The sequence below is a fragment of the Pantoea sp. S62 genome (genome assembly GCF_016658625.1).
Taxonomy (GTDB): domain Bacteria; phylum Pseudomonadota; class Gammaproteobacteria; order Enterobacterales; family Enterobacteriaceae; genus Pantoea; species Pantoea vagans.
This window is the reverse complement of sequence record NZ_JACVVI010000017.1, coordinates 25,417-44,716: the sequence shown is the minus strand read 5'-3', so window position 1 is coordinate 44,716 and position 19,300 is coordinate 25,417. Positions and strand designations below refer to the sequence as shown.

Here is a 19,300-nt window from a genome sequence, read left to right as displayed (position 1 = left end):
ATACGCCTCGCCTCCTTGCCCGCTGCCTGTCACCTGACTACTCAAGGACCCGTCTGAATGAACGCTATTGAGCGCCTGCTTGGCATCATGAAAACTCTGCGCGATCCCCAACATGGCTGCCCGTGGGACCGTGAACAGACCTTCACCTCTATCGCGCCCTATACGCTGGAAGAGACCTATGAAGTGCTGGACGCCATCCAGCGCGAAGATTTTGACGATCTGCGCGGCGAACTAGGCGATCTGCTGTTTCAGGTGGTGTTCTACGCGCAGATGGCCAGCGAACAGAGTCGCTTTAATTTTGAGGATATCTGTCACGCCATCAGTGACAAGCTGGAGCGCCGTCATCCGCACATTTTTGGCGATGCCACGGCAGAAACCAGCAATGACGTGCTGAAAAACTGGGAAGCGATTAAAACCGCCGAGCGGGCTGATAAAGCCCAGCATTCGGCGCTGGATGACATTCCTAAAGCGCTGCCCGCACTGATGCGTGCCCATAAGATTCAGAAGCGCTGTCACAATGTGGGATTCGACTGGACCACGCTGGGGCCGGTAGTGGCAAAAGTGCATGAAGAGATTGATGAAGTGATGCACGAGGCGCAGCAGAGCGTGGTGGACGGCGAAAAGCTGGAAGAGGAGATTGGCGACCTGCTGTTTGCCACGGTTAACCTGTCGCGTCATCTTGGCAGCAAAGCGGAAACGGCGCTGCAAAAGGCGAATGACAAGTTCGAGCGCCGGTTCCGTGAAGTCGAGGCAATCATCGCAGCACAGGGGTTAAGCATGCCGGGTGCCACACTGGAGCAGATGGAAGCGGCCTGGCAGCAGGTGAAACAGGGCGAGAAGCGCTGATTATTCCAGCGCTGTGCATAAAGTCGCCAGATATGCTTACTCGTTTCAGCGTGGGTACAACTTTGTGACGCACATCAACATTTCATTGGCAGCTATCCGTTATGTTAGGACGCAGCAATGCGTTGGAGGATGGCTGTGATTCATCAATTGTGGCTGATAGCGGTTTCCAGTATACTGTTTTCCCGTCCTGGTTATTCCACCGTCTTTAAACCTAAACTCTCAGGTTCAGCATGACAACGAATTATATTTTTGTGACCGGCGGGGTCGTTTCCTCTCTGGGTAAAGGCATTGCCGCCGCCTCCCTCGCAGCCATTCTCGAAGCTCGTGGTCTGAACGTGACCATCATGAAGCTGGACCCGTATATCAACGTGGATCCAGGCACCATGAGCCCGACCCAGCACGGCGAAGTTTTCGTCACTGATGACGGCGCTGAAACCGATCTCGATCTGGGTCACTACGAGCGCTTCATCCGCACCAAAATGTCGCGCCGTAACAACTTCACCACCGGCCGTATCTACTCAGAAGTCCTGCGCAAAGAGCGCCGTGGCGACTATCTGGGCGCAACCATTCAGGTTATCCCGCACATCACCAACGCCATCAAAGAACGCATTATTGAAGGCGGTGAAGGTCATGATGTAGTGCTGGTCGAAATCGGCGGCACAGTAGGGGATATCGAATCACTGCCGTTCCTGGAAGCGATTCGCCAGATGGCCGTGGATGTGGGCCGCGAACACACCATGTATATGCACCTGACGCTGGTGCCTTACATGGCGGCGGCCGGTGAAGTGAAAACCAAACCGACTCAGCATTCCGTAAAAGAGCTGCTGTCGATTGGTATCCAGCCAGACGTGCTGATTTGCCGTTCTGATCGTGCCGTTCCGGCCAACGAACGTGCCAAAATAGCGCTGTTCTGTAACGTCCCTGAAAAAGCGGTTATCTCGCTGAAAGACGTGGATTCCATCTACAAGATTCCTGGCATGCTGAAATCGCAGGGCCTGGATGACTACATCTGCAAGCGCTTCAACCTGAATGCACCGGAAGCCAACCTGGCCGAGTGGGAGCAGGTAATCTACGAAGAAGCCAATCCGGGTGGTGAAGTCACCATCGGTATGGTGGGCAAGTATGTTGAGCTGCCGGATGCCTATAAGTCCGTCATCGAAGCGCTGAAACATGGTGGCCTGAAAAATCGCGTCACCGTGAACATCAAACTGATCGATTCGCAGGATGTTGAATCCCGCGGTGTCGAATTACTGAAAGATCTGGATGCGATTCTGATCCCAGGCGGCTTCGGCTACCGTGGTGTGGAAGGCAAGCTGATGACCGCCCAGTACGCACGTGAAAACAACGTGCCGTACCTCGGCATCTGTCTGGGCATGCAGGTCGCGCTGATGGAGTTCGCGCGCAATGTCGCGGGCATGCCGGGCGCCAACTCCACTGAATTTGTGCCAGACTGTAAATACCCGGTGGTGGCATTAATCACCGAATGGCGTGACGAAGAAGGCAACGTCGAAGTCCGCAGCGAGCAGAGCGATCTGGGCGGCACCATGCGTCTGGGCAGCCAGCAGTGTCAGTTAACGCCGGGCAGCCAGGTTCGCCAGCTCTACGGCTCTGACACCATCGTTGAGCGCCATCGCCACCGCTATGAAGTAAACAATATGCTGTTAAAGCAGATTGAAGCAGCCGGTCTGCGCGTAGCAGGTCGCTCGGGTGATGATCAACTGGTTGAGATTATCGAGATCCCGAACCATCCGTGGTTTGTGGCCTGCCAGTTCCACCCTGAGTTTACCTCGACCCCACGCGACGGCCATCCGTTGTTTGCCGGCTTTGTTAAAGCCGCGCATGAGCATCAGAAGCGTTTAGCGAAGTAAGTTTCACAGACAACGCGCGAACTTTTCGCGCGTTGTCTGTCTTAGGATTGACTAACTTGTACTGAGGAAAATCGTAATGTCCAAAATCGTAAAAGTCATCGGTCGCGAAATTATCGACTCACGTGGTAACCCGACTGTTGAAGCTGAAGTGCATCTGGAAGGCGGTTTTGTAGGCCTGGCAGCTGCACCATCAGGTGCCTCTACCGGTTCACGCGAAGCGCTGGAACTGCGTGACGGTGACAAATCACGTTTCCTGGGCAAAGGCGTAACCAAAGCCGTTGCTGCAGTAAACGGTCCGATTGCTGAAGCGGTAAAAGGCAAAGACGCGAAAGATCAGGCGAACATCGATAAGATCATGATCGACCTGGACGGTACTGAGAACAAATCTAACTTCGGTGCTAACGCCATTCTGGCTGTTTCACTGGCAGCGGCTAAAGCAGCGGCAGCTTCTAAAGGTCAGGCGCTGTATGAGCACATCGCTGAGCTGAACGGCACCCCAGGCAAATACTCTATGCCACTGCCTATGATGAACATCATCAACGGCGGCGAACATGCCGACAACAACGTCGACATCCAGGAATTCATGATCCAGCCGGTTGGCGCTTCTAACGTTAAAGAAGCTATCCGTATGGGTTCTGAAGTATTCCACAACCTGGCAAAAGTGCTGAAAAGCAAAGGCATGAGCACGGCAGTGGGTGACGAAGGCGGCTACGCGCCTAACCTGGGTTCCAACGCCGAAGCGCTGGCAGTTATCGCTGAAGCGGTAAAAGCAGCAGGCTACGAGCTGGGCAAAGACATCACCCTGGCGATGGACTGTGCGGCATCTGAGTTCTACAAAGATGGCAAATACGTTCTGGCCGGTGAAGGCGGTAAAGCGTTCACCTCTGAAGAGTTCACCCACTTCCTGGAAGATCTGACTAAACAGTATCCGATCGTCTCTATCGAAGATGGCCTGGATGAATCTGACTGGGACGGCTTCGCTTACCAGACCAAAGTACTGGGCGACAAAATCCAGCTGGTGGGTGACGACCTGTTCGTAACCAACACCAAAATCCTGAAGGAAGGTATCGATAAAGGTATCGCTAACTCCATTCTGATCAAATTCAACCAGATCGGTTCTCTGACCGAAACCCTGGCTGCGATCAAAATGGCGAAAGACGCGGGCTACACTGCCGTGATCTCTCACCGTTCAGGCGAAACTGAAGATGCAACCATCGCTGACCTGGCGGTAGGTACTGCAGCGGGCCAGATCAAAACCGGTTCAATGAGCCGTTCTGACCGTGTTGCTAAGTACAACCAGCTGATCCGTATCGAAGAAGCGCTGGGTTCTAAAGCGCCATTCAACGGTCTGAAAGAAGTTAAAGGTCAGTAATGACCCTGTGCTGATGGCGCATTAAGCGGCATCGCATACGCTGAAAGCCCCGCCTTGTGCGGGGCTTTTGCTTTTTCGTGTCACGCAGCTGTTGTTGTGCGACACACGCTGGCATAATCAGCGCCCCGATTTATCCAGGCGAGTAAAAAATGTTCTACCCGATTAACGAAATGTTCCAGACACTGCAGGGCGAAGGTTATTACACCGGCGTGCCTGCCATTTTCATCCGCCTGCAGGGCTGCCCGGTGGGCTGTAGCTGGTGCGATACCAAACACACCTGGGAAAAGCGGGCAGATCGGGAAACGTCTCTGGGTGATATTTTGATCAAAACGGTGGAGAGCGACGCCTGGGGCGATGCCGATGCCGTCACACTGCTTCGTAGCATCGAACAGCAGGGCTGGACGGCGCGTCATGTGGTGATCACCGGTGGTGAACCGGCGATTTACGACCTGCGTCCGTTAACCACGATTCTGGAACAGCACGGTTTCCAGTGCCAGATTGAGACCAGCGGCACTCACGAGATCCACTGTTCTGAGCAGACCTGGGTCACCGTCTCGCCGAAGGTCAACATGCGCGGCGGCTACGATGTGCTGCCCCAGGCGCTGAGTCGGGCCGATGAAATTAAACATCCGGTGGCACGTCAGCGTGATGTGGACGCACTGGATGGGCTGCTGGCGGGGATTGACGACACCAAAGCCCGAATCATCGCTCTGCAGCCTATCAGTCGTAAAGACGATGCTACCCGACTCTGCATTGAGACCTGCATTGCACGTAACTGGCGTCTGTCGATGCAGACCCACAAATATCTCAATATCGCCTGATAGAGTGTGCTGAGCGGTTAACCACAGGGAAGGGGCTTGATGCGGGATGGAAGCGAAACAGCGTCGGATCGAAAGGCTCGATCCGACAGGCTTAGCCGCGGTAAACGCAGCCTGCGGTGCAGGTTTCTTTGATCATGACCGCGCTTAACAGCGGCAGTTGCGGCTTCATCTGATCCCAGATCCATTTTGCCAGCACTTCGCTGGTGGGATTTTCCAGGCCAGGAATATCATTCAGATAGTAGTGGTCCAGCCGATTGTACAGAGGCTTAAACGCCGCCTTCAGTTCAGCAAAATCCATAACCCAGCCGGTATGCGCATCCACTTCGCCGGTAATCTCCAGACGAACCAGGAACGAATGACCGTGCAGACGGCCACATTTGTGTCCGGCCGGCACATTCGGAAGATGGTGCGCGGCTTCGAACTGGAACTCTTTAAACAAGGTGGTAGACATAATGGTTCTCAGACATTAAAAAACCGCTGAATTCTACCTGATTACCGCTTTTTTCGCACCCGCGCCGCACAAAGCGATACTTTCACATCCGATTGCCGGATCGTGTCCAGCTAATTAACTGATAAATCACCCGTTTACTTACCAGTTTTAACGATTACCTCTACCAGGAAAACCACTTAGTCATTTTGGTTATTTGATATGTCGAAGGCGTATTTAATCGTTAATATACAGCCCGGTAACCTACGCACTCTTCCGCCACTTTACGGTCCGGACTTCTGATACTGGAATTTTTAACGCGATGACGACTCAGGCACCTGGTTCACTGCTTCCGCTCTCCCCGGAACAACTCGCCCGCTTACAGGCGGCGACGACAGATTATTCCCCGACTCAACTGGCGTGGCTGTCAGGCTATTTCTGGGGCCGGGTAGAGCAGACGCCGGGTAGCGCCGTCGCCAGCAGCGCACCGTCCGCGCCCGCCGCTGAAACGCCGGTTATTACCCTGCTTTCTGCTTCCCAGACCGGCAATGCCCGTCGTCTGGCTGAGCAGCTGCGTGATGACCTGCTGGCCGCGAAGCTGAATGTAAACCTGGTGAATGCCGGTGATTACAAGTTTAAGCAGATTGGCCAGGAAAAAATGCTGGTGGTCGTAACCTCTACTCAGGGCGAAGGCGAGCCGCCGGAAGAGGCGGTAGCGCTGCATAAATTCCTGATGTCGAAGAAGGCACCGAAAATGGAGGGTGCGGCCTTTGCGGTGTTTGGCCTGGGCGACACCTCTTATGAATTCTTCAGTCAGGCGGGCAAAGATTTTGACAATCGTCTGGCTGAGCTGGGCGGCGAACGCCTGCTGGATCGCGTTGATGCGGATGTCGAGTACGCAGAGCAGGCTTCGGCCTGGCGCAGTGCGCTGACCGACATTCTGAAACAGCGCGTGCCGACCGAATCCCCGGCGCAGGCTGCGGCGACAGCGGCAGGCAGCGTCAACGAAGTGACCACCAGCCCCTACAGCAAAGAGTCTCCACTCAGCGCCAGTCTGGCGGTGAATCAGAAAATTACCGGACGTGACTCAGACAAAGATGTGCGCCATATCGAAATCGATCTGGGCGACTCCGGTCTGCGCTACCAGCCTGGCGATGCGCTGGGCGTCTGGTATGAAAATGACGCGGCGCTGGTCAGTGAACTGCTGGAGCTGGTCTGGCTGAAAGGCGAGGAGCCGGTAGAGATTCAGGGCAAAACCCTGCCGCTGGCGGAGGCGCTGCAAAAGCATTTCGAGCTGACGGTGAACACGGCGCAGATCGTCGCGCAGTACGCCCAGCTGTCCCGTAATGCGGAGCTGCTGTCGCTGGTGGATGATAAAGCCCGGTTGCAGCACTATGCGCAGAACTATCCGATTGTGGATATGGTGCGTCTGGCTCCGGCTGAACTCACGGCAGAACAGCTGACCGGCCTGCTGCGACCGCTGACGCCGCGACTCTATTCTATCGCCTCTTCGCAGGCCGAAACCGACACCGAAGTGCACATCACCGTGGGTGCAGTGCGCTTCGATATTGAAGGTCGCCAGCGCGGCGGCGGTGCATCGACCTGGCTGGCCGATCGCATTGAAGAAGAGGGCGAAGTCCGTGTCTTCATTGAGCACAACGATAATTTCCGCCTGCCGGCTAATCCGGACGCGCCGGTGATCATGATTGGCCCGGGTACCGGCATCGCGCCGTTCCGCGCCTTTATGCAGCAGCGCGACAACGACGGTGCCAGCGGCAAAAACTGGCTATTCTTTGGTAATCCGCACTTCACCGACGATTTCCTCTATCAGGTGGAGTGGCAGAAATATGTGAAGGATGGCCTGCTGACCCATATCGATCTCGCCTGGTCACGCGATCAGGCAGAGAAGATTTACGTACAGGATAAGATCCGCGCGAAAGGGGCTGAAGTCTGGCGCTGGATTGAAGAGGGCGCGCATCTGTATGTCTGTGGCGACGCGAATCGTATGGCAAAAGACGTCGAGCAGGCCCTGCTGGATGTGGTGGTCGAACACGGCGGAATGGATCGTGAAACGGCCGACGAATTTTTAAGTGAGCTGCGCATTGAGCGCCGTTATCAGCGAGACGTTTACTAATGAGCGATAAACACCCTGGACCGCTGGTTGTAGAAGGCAAATTAGCAGACGCTGAGCGTCTGAAGAAGCAGAGCAACTATCTGCGCGGCACCATCAAAGAAGATCTGGAAGAGGGTCTGACCGGCGGCTTTACCGGCGATAACTTCCTGCTGATCCGTTTTCACGGCATGTACCAGCAGGACGATCGCGACATTCGTGCCGAACGTGCCGAGCAGAAGCTGGAACCGCGCCACGCCATGATGCTGCGCTGCCGACTGCCGGGCGGGATCATCACGCCGACGCAGTGGCTGGCCATCGACAAATTTGCCACCGATAAAACCATTTATGGCAGCATCCGTCTGACCAACCGTCAGACCTTCCAGTTTCACGGTATTCTGAAGAAGAACGTCAAGCCGACGCATCAGATGCTGCATGAAGTGGGGCTGGATGCGCTGGCGACCGCCAACGACGTCAACCGTAACGTGCTCTGTACGTCGAACCCGGTTGAGTCGGAACTGCATCAGGAAGCGTATGAGTGGGCGAAGAAGCTCTCCGAGCATCTGCTGCCGCGCACCCGTGCCTATGCAGAAATCTGGTGGGATAAAGAAAAAGTCGCGACAACAGACGAAGAGCCGATTCTCGGTGAAACCTATCTGCCGCGTAAATTCAAAACTACCGTGGTGATCCCGCCGCACAACGATGTGGATCTACACGCCAACGATCTGAACTTTGTCGCCGTCGCCGAGAATGGCAAGCTGGTGGGCTTCAACCTGCTGGTGGGTGGCGGCCTGTCGATTGAGCACGGTAACAAAGCGACTTACGCGCGTACCGCCAGCGAATTTGGTTACTTCCCGGTTGAGAAGATCCTTGATGTTGCCGAGGCGGTCGTGACGACGCAGCGTGACTGGGGTAACCGTACTGATCGTAAAAACGCCAAAACCAAATACACCCTTGAGCGTGTTGGCGTCGAGACCTTTAAAGCGGAAGTCGAAAAACGCGCTGGCCTGACGTTTGAGCCGATCCGTCCCTATGAGTTCACCACCCGTGGCGATCGCATTGGCTGGATCAAAGGCATCGACAACAAATGGCACCTCACGCTGTTTATTGAAAATGGCCGCCTGCTCGACTATCCGGGCCGACCGCTGAAAAGCGGTATCGCGGAAATTGCGAAAATCCATCAGGGCGACTTCCGCCTGACTGCCAACCAGAACCTGATTGTGGCGGGCGTGCCGGAAAGCGAAAAAGCGCAGATTGAAGCGATCGCCCGCGAACATGGTCTGATGGATCATGTGACGCCACAGCGCGAAAACTCCATGGCCTGCGTTGCGTTCCCGACCTGTCCGCTGGCGATGGCAGAAGCCGAACGCTTCCTGCCCGCGTTTGTGACCAAAGTTGAGGGCATCATGCACGCGCATGGCGTTGGTGATGAGCACATAGTGTTACGCGTTACCGGTTGTCCGAACGGTTGCGGCCGTGCCATGCTGGCTGAGCTGGGTCTGGTGGGTAAAGCGCCAGGCCGCTACAACCTGCATCTGGGCGGAAACCGCAGCGGAACGCGTATTCCCCGTATGTACCGTGAAAACATTAACGAAAGCGAAATTCTCGCCACCATTGATGAGCTGGTGGGACGCTGGGCCACCGAGCGCCAGGCCGCTGAAGGCTTTGGTGACTTCACCATCCGCGCAGGCATTGTTGCGCCGGTGCTGGACCCGGCACGCGACTTCTGGGAGGAAGCAAAATGAGTCAGCCCGACCTCGCAGCACTGAATGAGATGTCCAAAGTCCAGCGTGCGATGGCGCTGGCCGCGACCAATGCACAGCTGGAAAAGTCATCAGCAGAAGAGCGGGTCAGCTGGGCGCTGGAGAATTTACCGGGCGCCTACGTGCTCTCCTCCAGTTTCGGTATTCAGGCGGCGGTGTCGCTGCATCTGGTGACGCGTCAGCAGCCCGATATTCCGGTGATCCTCACCGACACCGGCTATCTGTTCCCGGAGACCTATCGTTTTATTGATGAGCTGGCGGACCAGCTCAATCTCAACCTCAAAGTGTTCCGCGCCGAAACCTCACCGGCCTGGCAGGAAGCGCGCTACGGCAAGCTGTGGGAGCAGGGCGTCGATGGGATTGAGAAATATAACGAGATCAATAAAGTCGAGCCGATGAACCGGGCTATCGAAACCCTGGGTGCTCAGACCTGGTTTGCCGGCCTGCGCCGTGACCAGTCCGGCAGCCGGGCAAATTTGCCGGTGCTGGGCGTGCAGCGTGGCGTCTTTAAGCTGCTGCCGATTATTGACTGGGATAACCGCCAGATTCATCAGTACCTGGAACAGCACAAGCTGAAGTACCATCCGCTGTGGGATGAAGGCTATCTTTCAGTAGGTGATACCCATACCACCCGCAAATGGGAGCCGGGTATGGCAGAAGAAGAGACACGCTTCTTCGGTCTCAAGCGTGAGTGTGGTCTGCACGAAGGCTGATGACGTTCTTCTCTCCCCCGCGAGGGGGAGAGAAGTGCTTCGCCAGAGTCAGTCAGGAAGCTAAACGCCTTTTAATCCGGCAAACGCCTCCGTTTCGCGCGTCACATTCACCTTCGTCACCTCATACTCCGCCACGGCAACAAACGGATCTTCCGCTAATATCGCATCCAGCTTTTCACGTTCCATCTCCCTGACCAGCAACATGCCGCCCGTGCGTGGGTCTTTACGTCCCGCGGCAATAAAAAAGCCCGCATCAAAATAGCGATCGAGCCAGTCGATATGGCCTGCCAGCAGCGCTTCAACCTCTTCTACCGGACGAACATAATTCAGAAAAACTACGTACATGTCAGATCCTCACACTTTAGGATTGGTCAGTTCGCTGATCAGCGGCAGCAGCACGCGGACGCTGTCGCGGGTTCGCAGGGCTATCTGGCCCGGCAGCCAGCGGTCGAGATAGCTCAGATTATCCAGGTCAGTCTGATGACGGGTCACGCCATCCGGAAAGTGGTGGCTGCGATGACGCTGTAATGCGCCATCTTTATTCCCCAGCGTCCAGTTGCTGGCGGTCACATCGAGCAGCGGAAAGCCCGCCCTGTCGAAGGCATTCAGACCGTTGAAGTCTTTGCGAGTCAGCTGATGACTGGCAGCGGGAATGCCCTGCTGACGGGCCAGTAGCAGCGCGCGATCGCTGGTCTGCTTGCGCACTGCCCGGGGCGTGTTCATGCCGCTGTTGAAATAGAGATGATCGCCGGTGATCAGGCTATTGAGATCGATGACCAGCAGCGTGTTCTTCTTTTCACGCGTGCTCATCCGCTCAACGTAATCATCCATGCCGTGCAGGTCGGTTTCTCCGGCGCTGAGTGCCACAAAGCGGATGCCGTAGTGCAGCGGTTTACGACTCAGCTGCTGCGCCAGCTCCAGCATCACGCCAAGACCCGACGCATTATCGTCGACGCCCTGCAGACGTAAGCCACCCAGATTATGATGGACCTGGCTGCTGTTCTGCGGCGTCCAGGTATCCAGATGTGCCACGATCAGAATCTCCTGCGGCACGCTGCCGGCGCGCGCAGCAATCACCGAGGTGGCCGTGAGCTTATGCCAGCGCTGCGTGCCGTCATCTTCCTGCCACTTATAGCCGGTGTTGAACTGGCGGGTATCGGTTTTATACCCCAGCGCGGTAAATTGCTGTTGCAGATAGTCAGCGGCCATCAACTCAGCCGGACTACCACTCATGCGACCAGGAAAATAAGTGGCGATGTGCCGGACCTGCTGTTCGGCAAACTGACCCGCTGGCGCGGCCAGGGCCAGCGGGGAAATGAGTGCGCTCAACAAAACTGTCGCGACCCTCAGGCGGAGGGAATAAAACATAGTGCATCCTTTTTTACATTATCCGGGAGCTAACAGGCATGCGGGCCAGGCCTGCTCATGCCGCGCGCATTATACCCCTTTTGTTCTGCGAGCTGGTTAGCGGAATCGGGCGCTGCTGAGTGGGAAAGTACCCACGCACATTTATCGCTGGCACTTATCTGCTTTTGCGGGCGCAGGCGCGGACTGGAATGTGTGAGCCTGTTCACGAAAAAGCCATTAAATTTCATCTGTTAAGATCAAATTGTTCTGCGCTTTGCGGTGTCGTTATTCCATTCGGTAACTACTCATTCCAATTCGTAATTTCATCTGGATAAACTCAGCGACGTATAGTCGCGTTAATACAAAGTTAAATCATCAGGGTTAACGTGGACTATTTGCCTCTTTTTGCCGATCTCTCTGGCCGCCCGGTTCTGGTTGTCGGCGGTGGAGATATTGCGGCGCGAAAAATTGAACTGCTGCGTCGCGCGCGCGCGCGCGTTCAGATCGCCTCTCGTGAACTCTGCCCGGAACTGCAGGCACTGCTGGATAAGCAGGAGCTGGAGTGGGTGGCGACCGAATTTGATCCGTCCCAGCTGGATGGCGTTTTCCTGGTGATTGCTGCCACCGACGATAACCATCTCAACACCCAGGTTTTTGAAGCCGCAAACGCGCGGCATAAGCTGGTTAACGTGGTCGACGACCAGCCCAAATGCACCTTTATCTTCCCGTCGATTGTTGACCGCTCACCGCTGGTAGTGGCGATCTCCTCCAGCGGCACCGCGCCGGTGCTGGCACGCATGTTGCGCGAAAAAATCGAAACGCTGCTGCCTGCCAGTCTTGGTCAGATGGCGGAGGTAGCCGGACTCTGGCGCGATAAGGTCAAACAGCGCTTCAGCCGCATGTCCGATCGTCGGCGTTTCTGGGAGCGGGCCTTCGACGGTCTGTTCGCCAGTCAGATGTCAGCTGGTAACGTCGAAGAGGCGAAGCGCACGCTGGATCGTGAACTGCTGGAAGAGCCAACCCGTCAGGGCGAGATCTTTCTGGTCGGTGCCGGGCCGGGCGACAGCGGCCTGCTGACGTTGCGTGGCCTGCAGGTAATGCAGTTAGCTGATGTGGTGCTCTACGACCATCTGGTCAGCGAAGAGGTGCTGGACCTGGTGCGTCGCGACGCCGACCGCATCTGCGTCGGTAAACGCGCCAGCGCGCATACGTTACCGCAGGAAGAGATTAATCAGTTGCTGGTTTCACTGGCGCTGAAAGGTAAGCGCGTTGTCCGCCTCAAGGGTGGCGATCCCTTTATCTTTGGCCGCGGCGGCGAAGAGCTGCAGGCGGCACAGCAGGCGGGCGTGCCGTTCCAGGTGGTGCCGGGCGTGACCGCGGCTGCTGGTGCGACGGCCTATGCCGGGATTCCGCTGACCCATCGCGATTACGCGCAGAGCGTGATGTTTATTACCGGTCACTGCCGTCCCGATGGCGATGATATCGACTGGCCATCGCTGGCGCGCGCGCGTCAGACGCTGGCGATCTACATGGGCACGGTTAAGGCGGCTGCTATCAGCGCGGCGCTGATTCAGCACGGTCGCGCGCCATCAACGCCAGTGGCGGTGATCAGTCGTGGCACCCGTCAGGATCAACAGGTGCTGACCGGCACCTTAGAACAACTTGAGGCGCTGGCCGCCTCGGCACCTACTCCGGCGCTGCTGGTGATCGGAGAGGTGGTTAATCTGCACGGGCAACTCGCCTGGTTTAAACATTCAGCACAGCAGGGGACTCGCGAGTCCGCCGTTGTCAATCTGGCTTGAGGGAAAATCATGGACCAAAAACGACTCACTCATCTGCGTCAGCTGGAGGCGGAGAGTATCCACATCATTCGCGAAGTGGCGGCGGAGTTCAGCAATCCGGTGATGATGTATTCCATCGGCAAGGACTCCTCGGTGATGCTGCATCTGGCGCGTAAAGCCTTTTACCCGGGCACGCTGCCGTTCCCACTGCTGCATGTGGATACCGGCTGGAAATTCCGTGAAATGTACGCGTTCCGCGACCGCACCGTGAAAGCGATGGGCGCAGAGTTGCTGGTTCACCGCAACCCGGAAGGCGTGGCGATGGGGATTAACCCCTTTGTCCACGGCAGTGCCAAACACACTGACATCATGAAGACCGAAGGGCTGAAGCAGGCGCTGAACAAATATGGTTTCGATGCGGCCTTTGGCGGCGCACGTCGTGATGAAGAGAAGTCACGCGCCAAAGAGCGTATTTACTCCTTCCGTGACCGCTTCCACCGCTGGGATCCGAAAAACCAGCGTCCTGAGCTGTGGCATAACTACAACGGCCAGATCAACAAGGGCGAAAGCATCCGCGTCTTCCCGCTGTCGAACTGGACTGAACTGGATATCTGGCAGTACATCTTCCTGGAAAACATCGAGATCGTGCCGCTCTATCTCGCCGCGCCGCGTCCGGTGCTGGAGCGTGATGGTATGCTGATGATGATCGATGACGATCGCATTAACCTGCAGCCGGGTGAAGAGATCACCCAGCGGATGGTCCGTTTCCGTACGCTCGGCTGCTGGCCGCTGACCGGTGCGGTAGAGTCCGAAGCGCAGACGCTGCCGGAGATCATCGAAGAGATGCTGGTCTCCACCACCAGCGAGCGTCAGGGCCGCATGATCGATCGCGATCAGTCCGGTTCGATGGAACTGAAAAAACGCCAGGGTTATTTCTAAGGAGACGCCAGATGAATACCGTAATTGCACAACAGATTGCCGACCAGGGCGGCGTTGAAGCCTGGCTGACCGCTCAACAGCATAAGAGCCTGCTGCGTTTTCTGACCTGCGGCAGCGTTGATGACGGAAAAAGTACCCTGATTGGTCGTCTGCTGCACGACACCCGTCAGATCTATGAAGATCAGCTTTCATCACTGCACAACGACAGCAAACGTCACGGCACCCAGGGCGAGAAGCTCGATCTGGCGCTGCTGGTGGATGGCCTGCAGGCGGAACGTGAGCAGGGCATTACTATTGATGTGGCCTACCGCTACTTCTCGACCGAAAAGCGTAAATTCATTATTGCGGATACGCCGGGACATGAGCAGTACACCCGCAACATGGCGACCGGCGCGTCAACCTGCGATCTGGCGATCCTGCTGATCGATGCGCGTAAGGGCGTCCTGGATCAGACCCGCCGTCACAGCTTTATCTCGACGCTGCTGGGCATCAAGCACCTGGTGGTGGCGATCAACAAGATGGATCTGGTGGAGTACGAGCAGACACGCTTCGAGCAGATCAAACAGGATTACCTCGACTTTGCTGCCCAACTGCCGGAAGACCTTGATATCCGCTTTGTGCCGATGTCAGCGCTGGAAGGGGATAACGTCGCCTCTGCCAGCCAGACTATGCCGTGGTACAGCGGCCCGACCCTGCTGGATGTGCTGGAAACCGTGGAGCTGAAGCGCGTTGTCGATCATCAGCCGATGCGTTTCCCGGTGCAGTATGTCAACCGCCCGAACCTGGATTTCCGTGGCTATGCCGGTACCCTGGCGTCAGGCAGCGTGCAGGTCGGCCAGCGCGTAAAAGTGCTGCCGTCTGGCGTGGAGTCGACGATTGCCCGCATTGTCACCTTTGATGGCGATCTGCAGGAAGCGGGTGCAGGTGAAGCGATCACCCTGGTGCTGCAGGATGAGATTGATATCAGCCGTGGCGATTTGCTGGTCGATGCCAGCGAAGCGCTGTCGGCGGTGCAGTCTGCCAGTGTTGATGTGGTCTGGATGGCGGAACAGCCGCTCCAGGCCGGTCAGAGCTATGATCTGAAAATCGCCGGAAAGAAAACCCGTGGTCGCGTTGAGAAGGTGCTGCATCAGGTTGAGATCAACTCGCTGGAGACACGTCAGGTCGATTCGCTGCCGCTGAACGGTATTGGTCGCATTGAGATCACCTTTGACGAACCGATGGTGCTCGACAGCTATCAGCAGAATCCGGTAACCGGCGGCATGATCTTTATCGATCGCCTGAGCAACGTCACCGTGGGTGCCGGTATGATCCATCAGCCAAATCATGATGCGCCGGTTAACAGTGGTGAATTCAGCGCGTTTGAGCTGGAACTGAATGCGCTGGTGCGTCGTCACTTCCCACACTGGAACGCGCGCGACCTGCTGGGCGGTCAATAATGGCGCAGCACGATGACAACGTGGTGTGGCATGACCATCCGGTAACACGCGCTTCTCGCGAGCAGCAGCACGGCCATCAGGGCGTGGTGCTGTGGTTCACCGGGCTTTCGGGCTCGGGGAAATCCACCGTCGCAGGTGCGCTGGAGCAGGCGCTGCACCGCATCGGTGTCAGCACCTATCTGCTGGATGGTGACAATGTGCGCCACGGCCTCTGTCGTGACCTCGGCTTCAGCGATGATGACCGCAAGGAAAACATCCGCCGGGTCGGTGAAGTGGCGAAACTGATGGTGGATGCCGGACTCGTGGTGCTTACCGCCTTTATTTCGCCGCATCGCGCCGAGCGTCAGATGGTGCGCGACCTGCTGGAGCCAGGGCAGTTTATTGAGGTGTTTGTCGATACGCCATTAGCCGTGTGTGAAGCGCGCGATCCGAAAGGGTTATATCGCAAAGCGCGCGCCGGTGAGCTGCGTAATTTCACCGGCATCGACAGCGTCTATGAGGCGCCAGACAGCCCGGAAATCCAGCTGGATGGCGAACAATTGGTTACAAAACTGGCCGCCCAATTGTTAGATCTGCTGCGCGACCGCGATATCATCAGATCCTGAAGAGACATCGGCAGATCGTCTGATCTGCCGCCCTCGCGCCAACAGGATGCCTATGCAGAACATTACCCCAATGCTCGCCCGTAAAGATGACTCCGCCCCGGATGAGCCACGCTCACTGCTGCCGGGCGGCGTTATCGGTTTTCTTGCTTACGGGTGTGCGCTGGCGATCCCTTTCCTGCTGTTCGGCTCTAACACGCTGTTTTTCTTTCTCTATACCTGGCCATTCTTTCTGGCGTTGTTGCCGGTCGCTGTGGTTACGGGTATTGCACTGAATACGCTGCTGAGCGGACAGTGGCTCTGGGCCGCGCTCGCCACTGTGATTATGGTGGTCACGCTCTTCTGGTTAATGTTCTCCTTTCTCTCCGGCTGGTAGCCATCACTGCGCCCGTGCTGATGTGCAAACGCATCGGCAGGTTACAAATCTTTTCCCGCCAGAATCGGGACTCATTACGCATACGCGCAGCAAAGCATGCCATTTTCGCCGCTGGTGTGGAGTCCTGTGCAAAGTTATGGGATGATTGGGCCGTTTTTAGGGGGCGGGATGGGAAAACTGACGTTACTGTTATTGGTGCTGCTAGGCTGGCTGCAATATTCATTGTGGCTGGGGAAAAATGGCATCCATGACTATACGCGTGTCAATGATGATGTCGCGGTGCAACAGGCAAACAATGCCAAACTGAAATCGCGAAACGATCAGCTGTTTGCCGAAATTGACGACCTCAATGGTGGCTCGGAAGCGATAGAGGAGCGTGCACGCAATGAACTGGGCATGATTAAGCCTGGTGAGACTTTCTATCGTCTGGTGCCTGACCAGAACAAACGCAACGCGCAACAAGCAGCGCAAAACCAACAACGATAAAACATGAACACTCTGGCCTCCCTTGCGGATGTGATTGCCGTGGTGCCCGCTGCCGGGATTGGCAGCCGCATGCAGGCAACCTGTCCGAAGCAGTATCTGACAATTGGTCAGCACACCCTTCTGGAACACAGCATTGCACGTCTGTTTTCCCATCCCGCCATCAGACAGGTGATTGTTGCCCTCAGCCCCGATGACGAGCACTTTGCTTCCCTGCCGCTGGCGCGCGATCCGCGTGTGCTCAGGGTGACAGGCGGAGAAACCCGTGCCGAATCGGTGCTGGCCGGACTGCAGGCCGCACAGGGTTCCGCCTGGGTGCTGGTGCATGACGCTGCGCGTCCCTGTCTGCATCCCGACGATCTCCAGCAACTGCTCAACGTGCGCGAACAGAGCCACGTAGGCGGAATTCTGGCTGCGCCCGTGCGTGACACCATGAAGCGGGGCGAGCCGGGCAAAGCGGCAGTAGCCCATACCGTAGAACGTGACGATCTCTGGCACGCCTTAACGCCGCAATTTTTCCCTCATGCGCTGCTTACCGCCTGCCTGACGCGGGCGCTGACAGAAGGCGCGACCATCACCGATGAAGCCTCGGCGCTGGAGTATTGCGGCTACCATCCGCTGTTAGTCAGCGGACGCAGTGATAACATCAAAGTCACCCGGCCAGAAGATCTGGCGCTGGCGGCTTTTTATCTGAGTCAGATTCAATTAAAGGAGAGCGCATGATGCGTATCGGTCACGGTTTTGACGTTCACGCCTTTGGCGGAGAAGGTCCGTTAGTGATTGGCGGTGTGCGGATCCCGTTTGAACACGGTTTTATCGCCCATTCGGATGGCGATGTGGCGCTGCATGCGCTGACTGACGCGCTGCTGGGCGCAGTAGCGATGGGCGATATCGGCAAGCTGTTTCCCGACACCGATCCGGCCTTTAAAGGGGCGGACAGCCGCGGCCTGCTGCGTGAGGCCTGGCGTCGTATCGAAGCCAAAGGCTATCGTATCGGTAATGTCGACGTCACGATTATTGCTCAGGCACCGAAAATGCTGCCGCACGTGCCACAGATGCGTATCAACATTGCAGAAGACTTAGGCTGCCACATGGATGCAGTCAACGTCAAAGCGACCACCACCGAGAAGCTCGGCTTTACCGGGCGCGGCGAAGGGATCGCCTGTGAAGCGGTCGCATTAGTCCTGAAAGCTGACAGCCAATGACGCTGAATTACCTGCACGGCACGCCCACAGCCGTCGGCGTGATCAAAGCCAACCCGGAAGATTTCGTGGTGGTGGAAGACCTCGGGTATGGCGCGGATGGGGAAGGTGAGCACTTACTGGTGCGCATCCGCAAAGTCGGGGCCAATACCCGCTTTGTGGCGGAGGCGCTGGCTAAGTATCTTGGTATTCATCAGCGCGACATGAGCTATGCCGGGATGAAAGACCGCCATGCGGTCACGGAGCAGACTCTCTGTTTTCGTCTGCCAGGTAATGCGATGCCCGATCTGCGCGGTTTTTCGCTTGAGGGCGTCGACATTCTGCAGGTGGTGCGCCACAAGCGTAAGCTGCGCATCGGCGCACTGGCGGGGAATGCATTCCGGCTGGTTATCCGCCAGATCAGCGACCGCGATGCGGTTGAAACGCGTCTGGTGCAGGTTCGCGATGCGGGAGTGCCCAACTATTTTGGTGAACAGCGTTTTGGTCGCGGCGGCAATAACCTGGTGATGGCAGAGAAGTGGGCACGCAATGAAATTATCATTCGCGACCGCAACAAGCGCAGCCTGATGCTCTCTGCTGCACGCAGTGCGCTGTTTAATCAGGTGACCAGCGCGCGTCTGCAACAGCAGAGCAGCCTGACGCAGGTGCTCAACGGCGATGCTTTGCAGCTGACTGGCCGTGGCAGCTGGTTTGTCGCCCAGCCTGATGAACTGGCAGAGTCACAGCGCCGGGTTGAACAGCATGAGCTGCGCATTACCGCGCCGCTGCCGGGACGCGGCCAGCCTGGCCCGCAGGCTGACGCGCTGGCCTTTGAACAGCAGGCGCTGGCGGATGAGTCGCTGCTGCTGGGATTGATCGAACGTGAGAAGGTCGATGCTGCCCGCCGCGCTATGCTGGTGGTGCCGCGCGATATGCAGTGGGGCTGGTGGGATGACGTCACGCTGGAACTGTCGTTCTGGCTGCCTGCGGGCAGCTTTGCCACCAGCGTGGTCCGGGAGCTGCTGACTCAAACGGATTCGCCCGATCAGCCTGATGAGTAATCTTCGCTGCAACATGACCCGACTTGTGGGTAATGTTGCGGCAAACCCCCACCGTCGTGTGATTTACGCCTACCACTTCCTTGCGTGCCTCGCTAGAATGCAAAAATCGCTGTCCATTCATCACCTGTTGCCATGCCGTTCAAACAGGTCCAGTCACGGCGACCAGTCGAA

Annotated in this window: 19 protein-coding genes; 16 read left to right on the top strand and 3 right to left on the bottom strand. The window is 56.8% G+C overall.

Features of this window, described 5'->3' with window-relative positions:
* Positions 1-57 precede the first annotated feature (57 nt).
* The 4 genes from mazG (at position 58) to queE (ending at position 4,907) form a co-directional block, all read left to right on the top strand.
* Positions 58-846, top strand: coding sequence for a nucleoside triphosphate pyrophosphohydrolase (mazG, locus tag IBT54_RS20180; RefSeq protein WP_095706748.1), 789 nt, complete (start codon positions 58-60; stop codon positions 844-846).
* A 230-nt stretch (positions 847-1,076) separates the two neighbouring features.
* Entirely contained in the window at positions 1,077-2,714 is a 1,638-nt protein-coding gene (pyrG, locus tag IBT54_RS20175) for a glutamine hydrolyzing CTP synthase (protein ID WP_013358881.1), read from the top strand.
* Positions 2,715-2,790: 76 nt separating this feature from the next.
* Positions 2,791-4,086, top strand: a complete 1,296-nt coding sequence (eno, locus tag IBT54_RS20170) for a phosphopyruvate hydratase (RefSeq protein ID WP_013358880.1) — start codon at positions 2,791-2,793, stop codon at positions 4,084-4,086.
* Positions 4,087-4,235: 149 nt separating this feature from the next.
* Positions 4,236-4,907, top strand: coding sequence for a 7-carboxy-7-deazaguanine synthase QueE (gene queE, locus IBT54_RS20165; RefSeq protein ID WP_107320067.1), 672 nt, complete (start codon positions 4,236-4,238; stop codon positions 4,905-4,907).
* 91 nt (positions 4,908-4,998) lie between these two features.
* Here queE and queD read toward each other — a convergent pair whose 3' ends face one another.
* On the bottom strand, positions 4,999-5,358 hold the full coding sequence (queD, locus tag IBT54_RS20160) for a 6-carboxytetrahydropterin synthase QueD (protein WP_013358878.1): 360 nt from the start codon (positions 5,356-5,358) through the stop codon (positions 4,999-5,001).
* Positions 5,359-5,656: 298 nt separating this feature from the next.
* Here queD and cysJ point away from each other — a divergent pair, with 298 nt between their 5' ends.
* From cysJ to IBT54_RS20145, 3 genes are read left to right on the top strand one after another with little or no spacing between them, the layout of a single operon-like run.
* Positions 5,657-7,468 (top strand): NADPH-dependent assimilatory sulfite reductase flavoprotein subunit, encoded by a 1,812-nt coding sequence (cysJ, locus tag IBT54_RS20155; RefSeq protein ID WP_201252818.1) that lies wholly within the window; start codon positions 5,657-5,659, stop codon positions 7,466-7,468.
* Positions 7,468-9,189: an assimilatory sulfite reductase (NADPH) hemoprotein subunit gene (gene cysI / locus IBT54_RS20150; RefSeq protein ID WP_013358876.1), complete on the top strand. Its 1,722-nt coding sequence runs from the start codon at positions 7,468-7,470 to the stop codon at positions 9,187-9,189. The genes cysJ and cysI overlap by 1 nt, the downstream gene beginning before the upstream one ends.
* On the top strand, positions 9,186-9,920 hold the full coding sequence (locus IBT54_RS20145; RefSeq protein ID WP_201252817.1) for a phosphoadenylyl-sulfate reductase: 735 nt from the start codon (positions 9,186-9,188) through the stop codon (positions 9,918-9,920). Before cysI ends, IBT54_RS20145 begins: the two co-directional genes overlap by 4 nt.
* Positions 9,921-9,980: 60 nt before the next feature.
* Here IBT54_RS20145 and IBT54_RS20140 read toward each other — a convergent pair whose 3' ends face one another.
* Together IBT54_RS20140 and IBT54_RS20135 are read right to left on the bottom strand one after the other, a co-directional pair.
* Positions 9,981-10,265, bottom strand: coding sequence for a YciI family protein (locus IBT54_RS20140; RefSeq protein ID WP_201252816.1), 285 nt, complete (start codon positions 10,263-10,265; stop codon positions 9,981-9,983).
* A 9-nt stretch (positions 10,266-10,274) separates the two neighbouring features.
* Positions 10,275-11,288 carry an aminopeptidase gene (locus tag IBT54_RS20135; RefSeq protein WP_201252815.1) on the bottom strand — a complete coding sequence of 338 codons (1,014 nt, stop codon included), beginning with the start codon at positions 11,286-11,288 and terminating at the stop codon, positions 10,275-10,277.
* 365 nt (positions 11,289-11,653) lie between these two features.
* Between IBT54_RS20135 and cysG the strand changes: the two genes are divergently transcribed.
* The 9 genes from cysG (at position 11,654) to truD (ending at position 19,129) form a co-directional block, all read left to right on the top strand.
* Positions 11,654-13,069 carry a siroheme synthase CysG gene (cysG, locus tag IBT54_RS20130; protein WP_013358872.1) on the top strand — a complete coding sequence of 472 codons (1,416 nt, stop codon included), beginning with the start codon at positions 11,654-11,656 and terminating at the stop codon, positions 13,067-13,069.
* 9 nt (positions 13,070-13,078) lie between these two features.
* Entirely contained in the window at positions 13,079-13,987 is a 909-nt protein-coding gene (cysD, locus tag IBT54_RS20125; RefSeq protein WP_013358871.1) for a sulfate adenylyltransferase subunit CysD, read from the top strand.
* A gap of 11 nt (positions 13,988-13,998) precedes the next feature.
* A complete protein-coding gene (cysN, locus tag IBT54_RS20120; protein ID WP_033783965.1) occupies positions 13,999-15,426 on the top strand; it encodes a sulfate adenylyltransferase subunit CysN in 1,428 nt (475 codons plus the stop codon).
* Positions 15,426-16,031 (top strand): adenylyl-sulfate kinase, encoded by a 606-nt coding sequence (gene cysC / locus IBT54_RS20115; RefSeq protein WP_013358869.1) that lies wholly within the window; start codon positions 15,426-15,428, stop codon positions 16,029-16,031. The genes cysN and cysC overlap by 1 nt, the downstream gene beginning before the upstream one ends.
* A gap of 52 nt (positions 16,032-16,083) precedes the next feature.
* Positions 16,084-16,404 carry a DUF3561 family protein gene (locus IBT54_RS20110; protein WP_013358868.1) on the top strand — a complete coding sequence of 107 codons (321 nt, stop codon included), beginning with the start codon at positions 16,084-16,086 and terminating at the stop codon, positions 16,402-16,404.
* Positions 16,405-16,572: 168 nt separating this feature from the next.
* Complete coding sequence (gene ftsB / locus IBT54_RS20105) at positions 16,573-16,890, top strand: cell division protein FtsB (RefSeq protein WP_013358867.1); 318 nt, start codon at positions 16,573-16,575, stop codon at positions 16,888-16,890.
* Between the two features lie 3 nt (positions 16,891-16,893).
* The gene (ispD, locus tag IBT54_RS20100; RefSeq protein WP_033783964.1) at positions 16,894-17,610 is read left to right on the top strand and encodes a 2-C-methyl-D-erythritol 4-phosphate cytidylyltransferase; all 717 of its coding nucleotides are present in this window, start codon (positions 16,894-16,896) and stop codon (positions 17,608-17,610) included.
* On the top strand, positions 17,610-18,092 hold the full coding sequence (gene ispF / locus IBT54_RS20095; protein ID WP_008927107.1) for a 2-C-methyl-D-erythritol 2,4-cyclodiphosphate synthase: 483 nt from the start codon (positions 17,610-17,612) through the stop codon (positions 18,090-18,092). The genes ispD and ispF overlap by 1 nt, the downstream gene beginning before the upstream one ends.
* Entirely contained in the window at positions 18,089-19,129 is a 1,041-nt protein-coding gene (gene truD, locus IBT54_RS20090; RefSeq protein ID WP_201252814.1) for a tRNA pseudouridine(13) synthase TruD, read from the top strand. The genes ispF and truD overlap by 4 nt, the downstream gene beginning before the upstream one ends.
* Positions 19,130-19,300 lie beyond the last annotated feature (171 nt).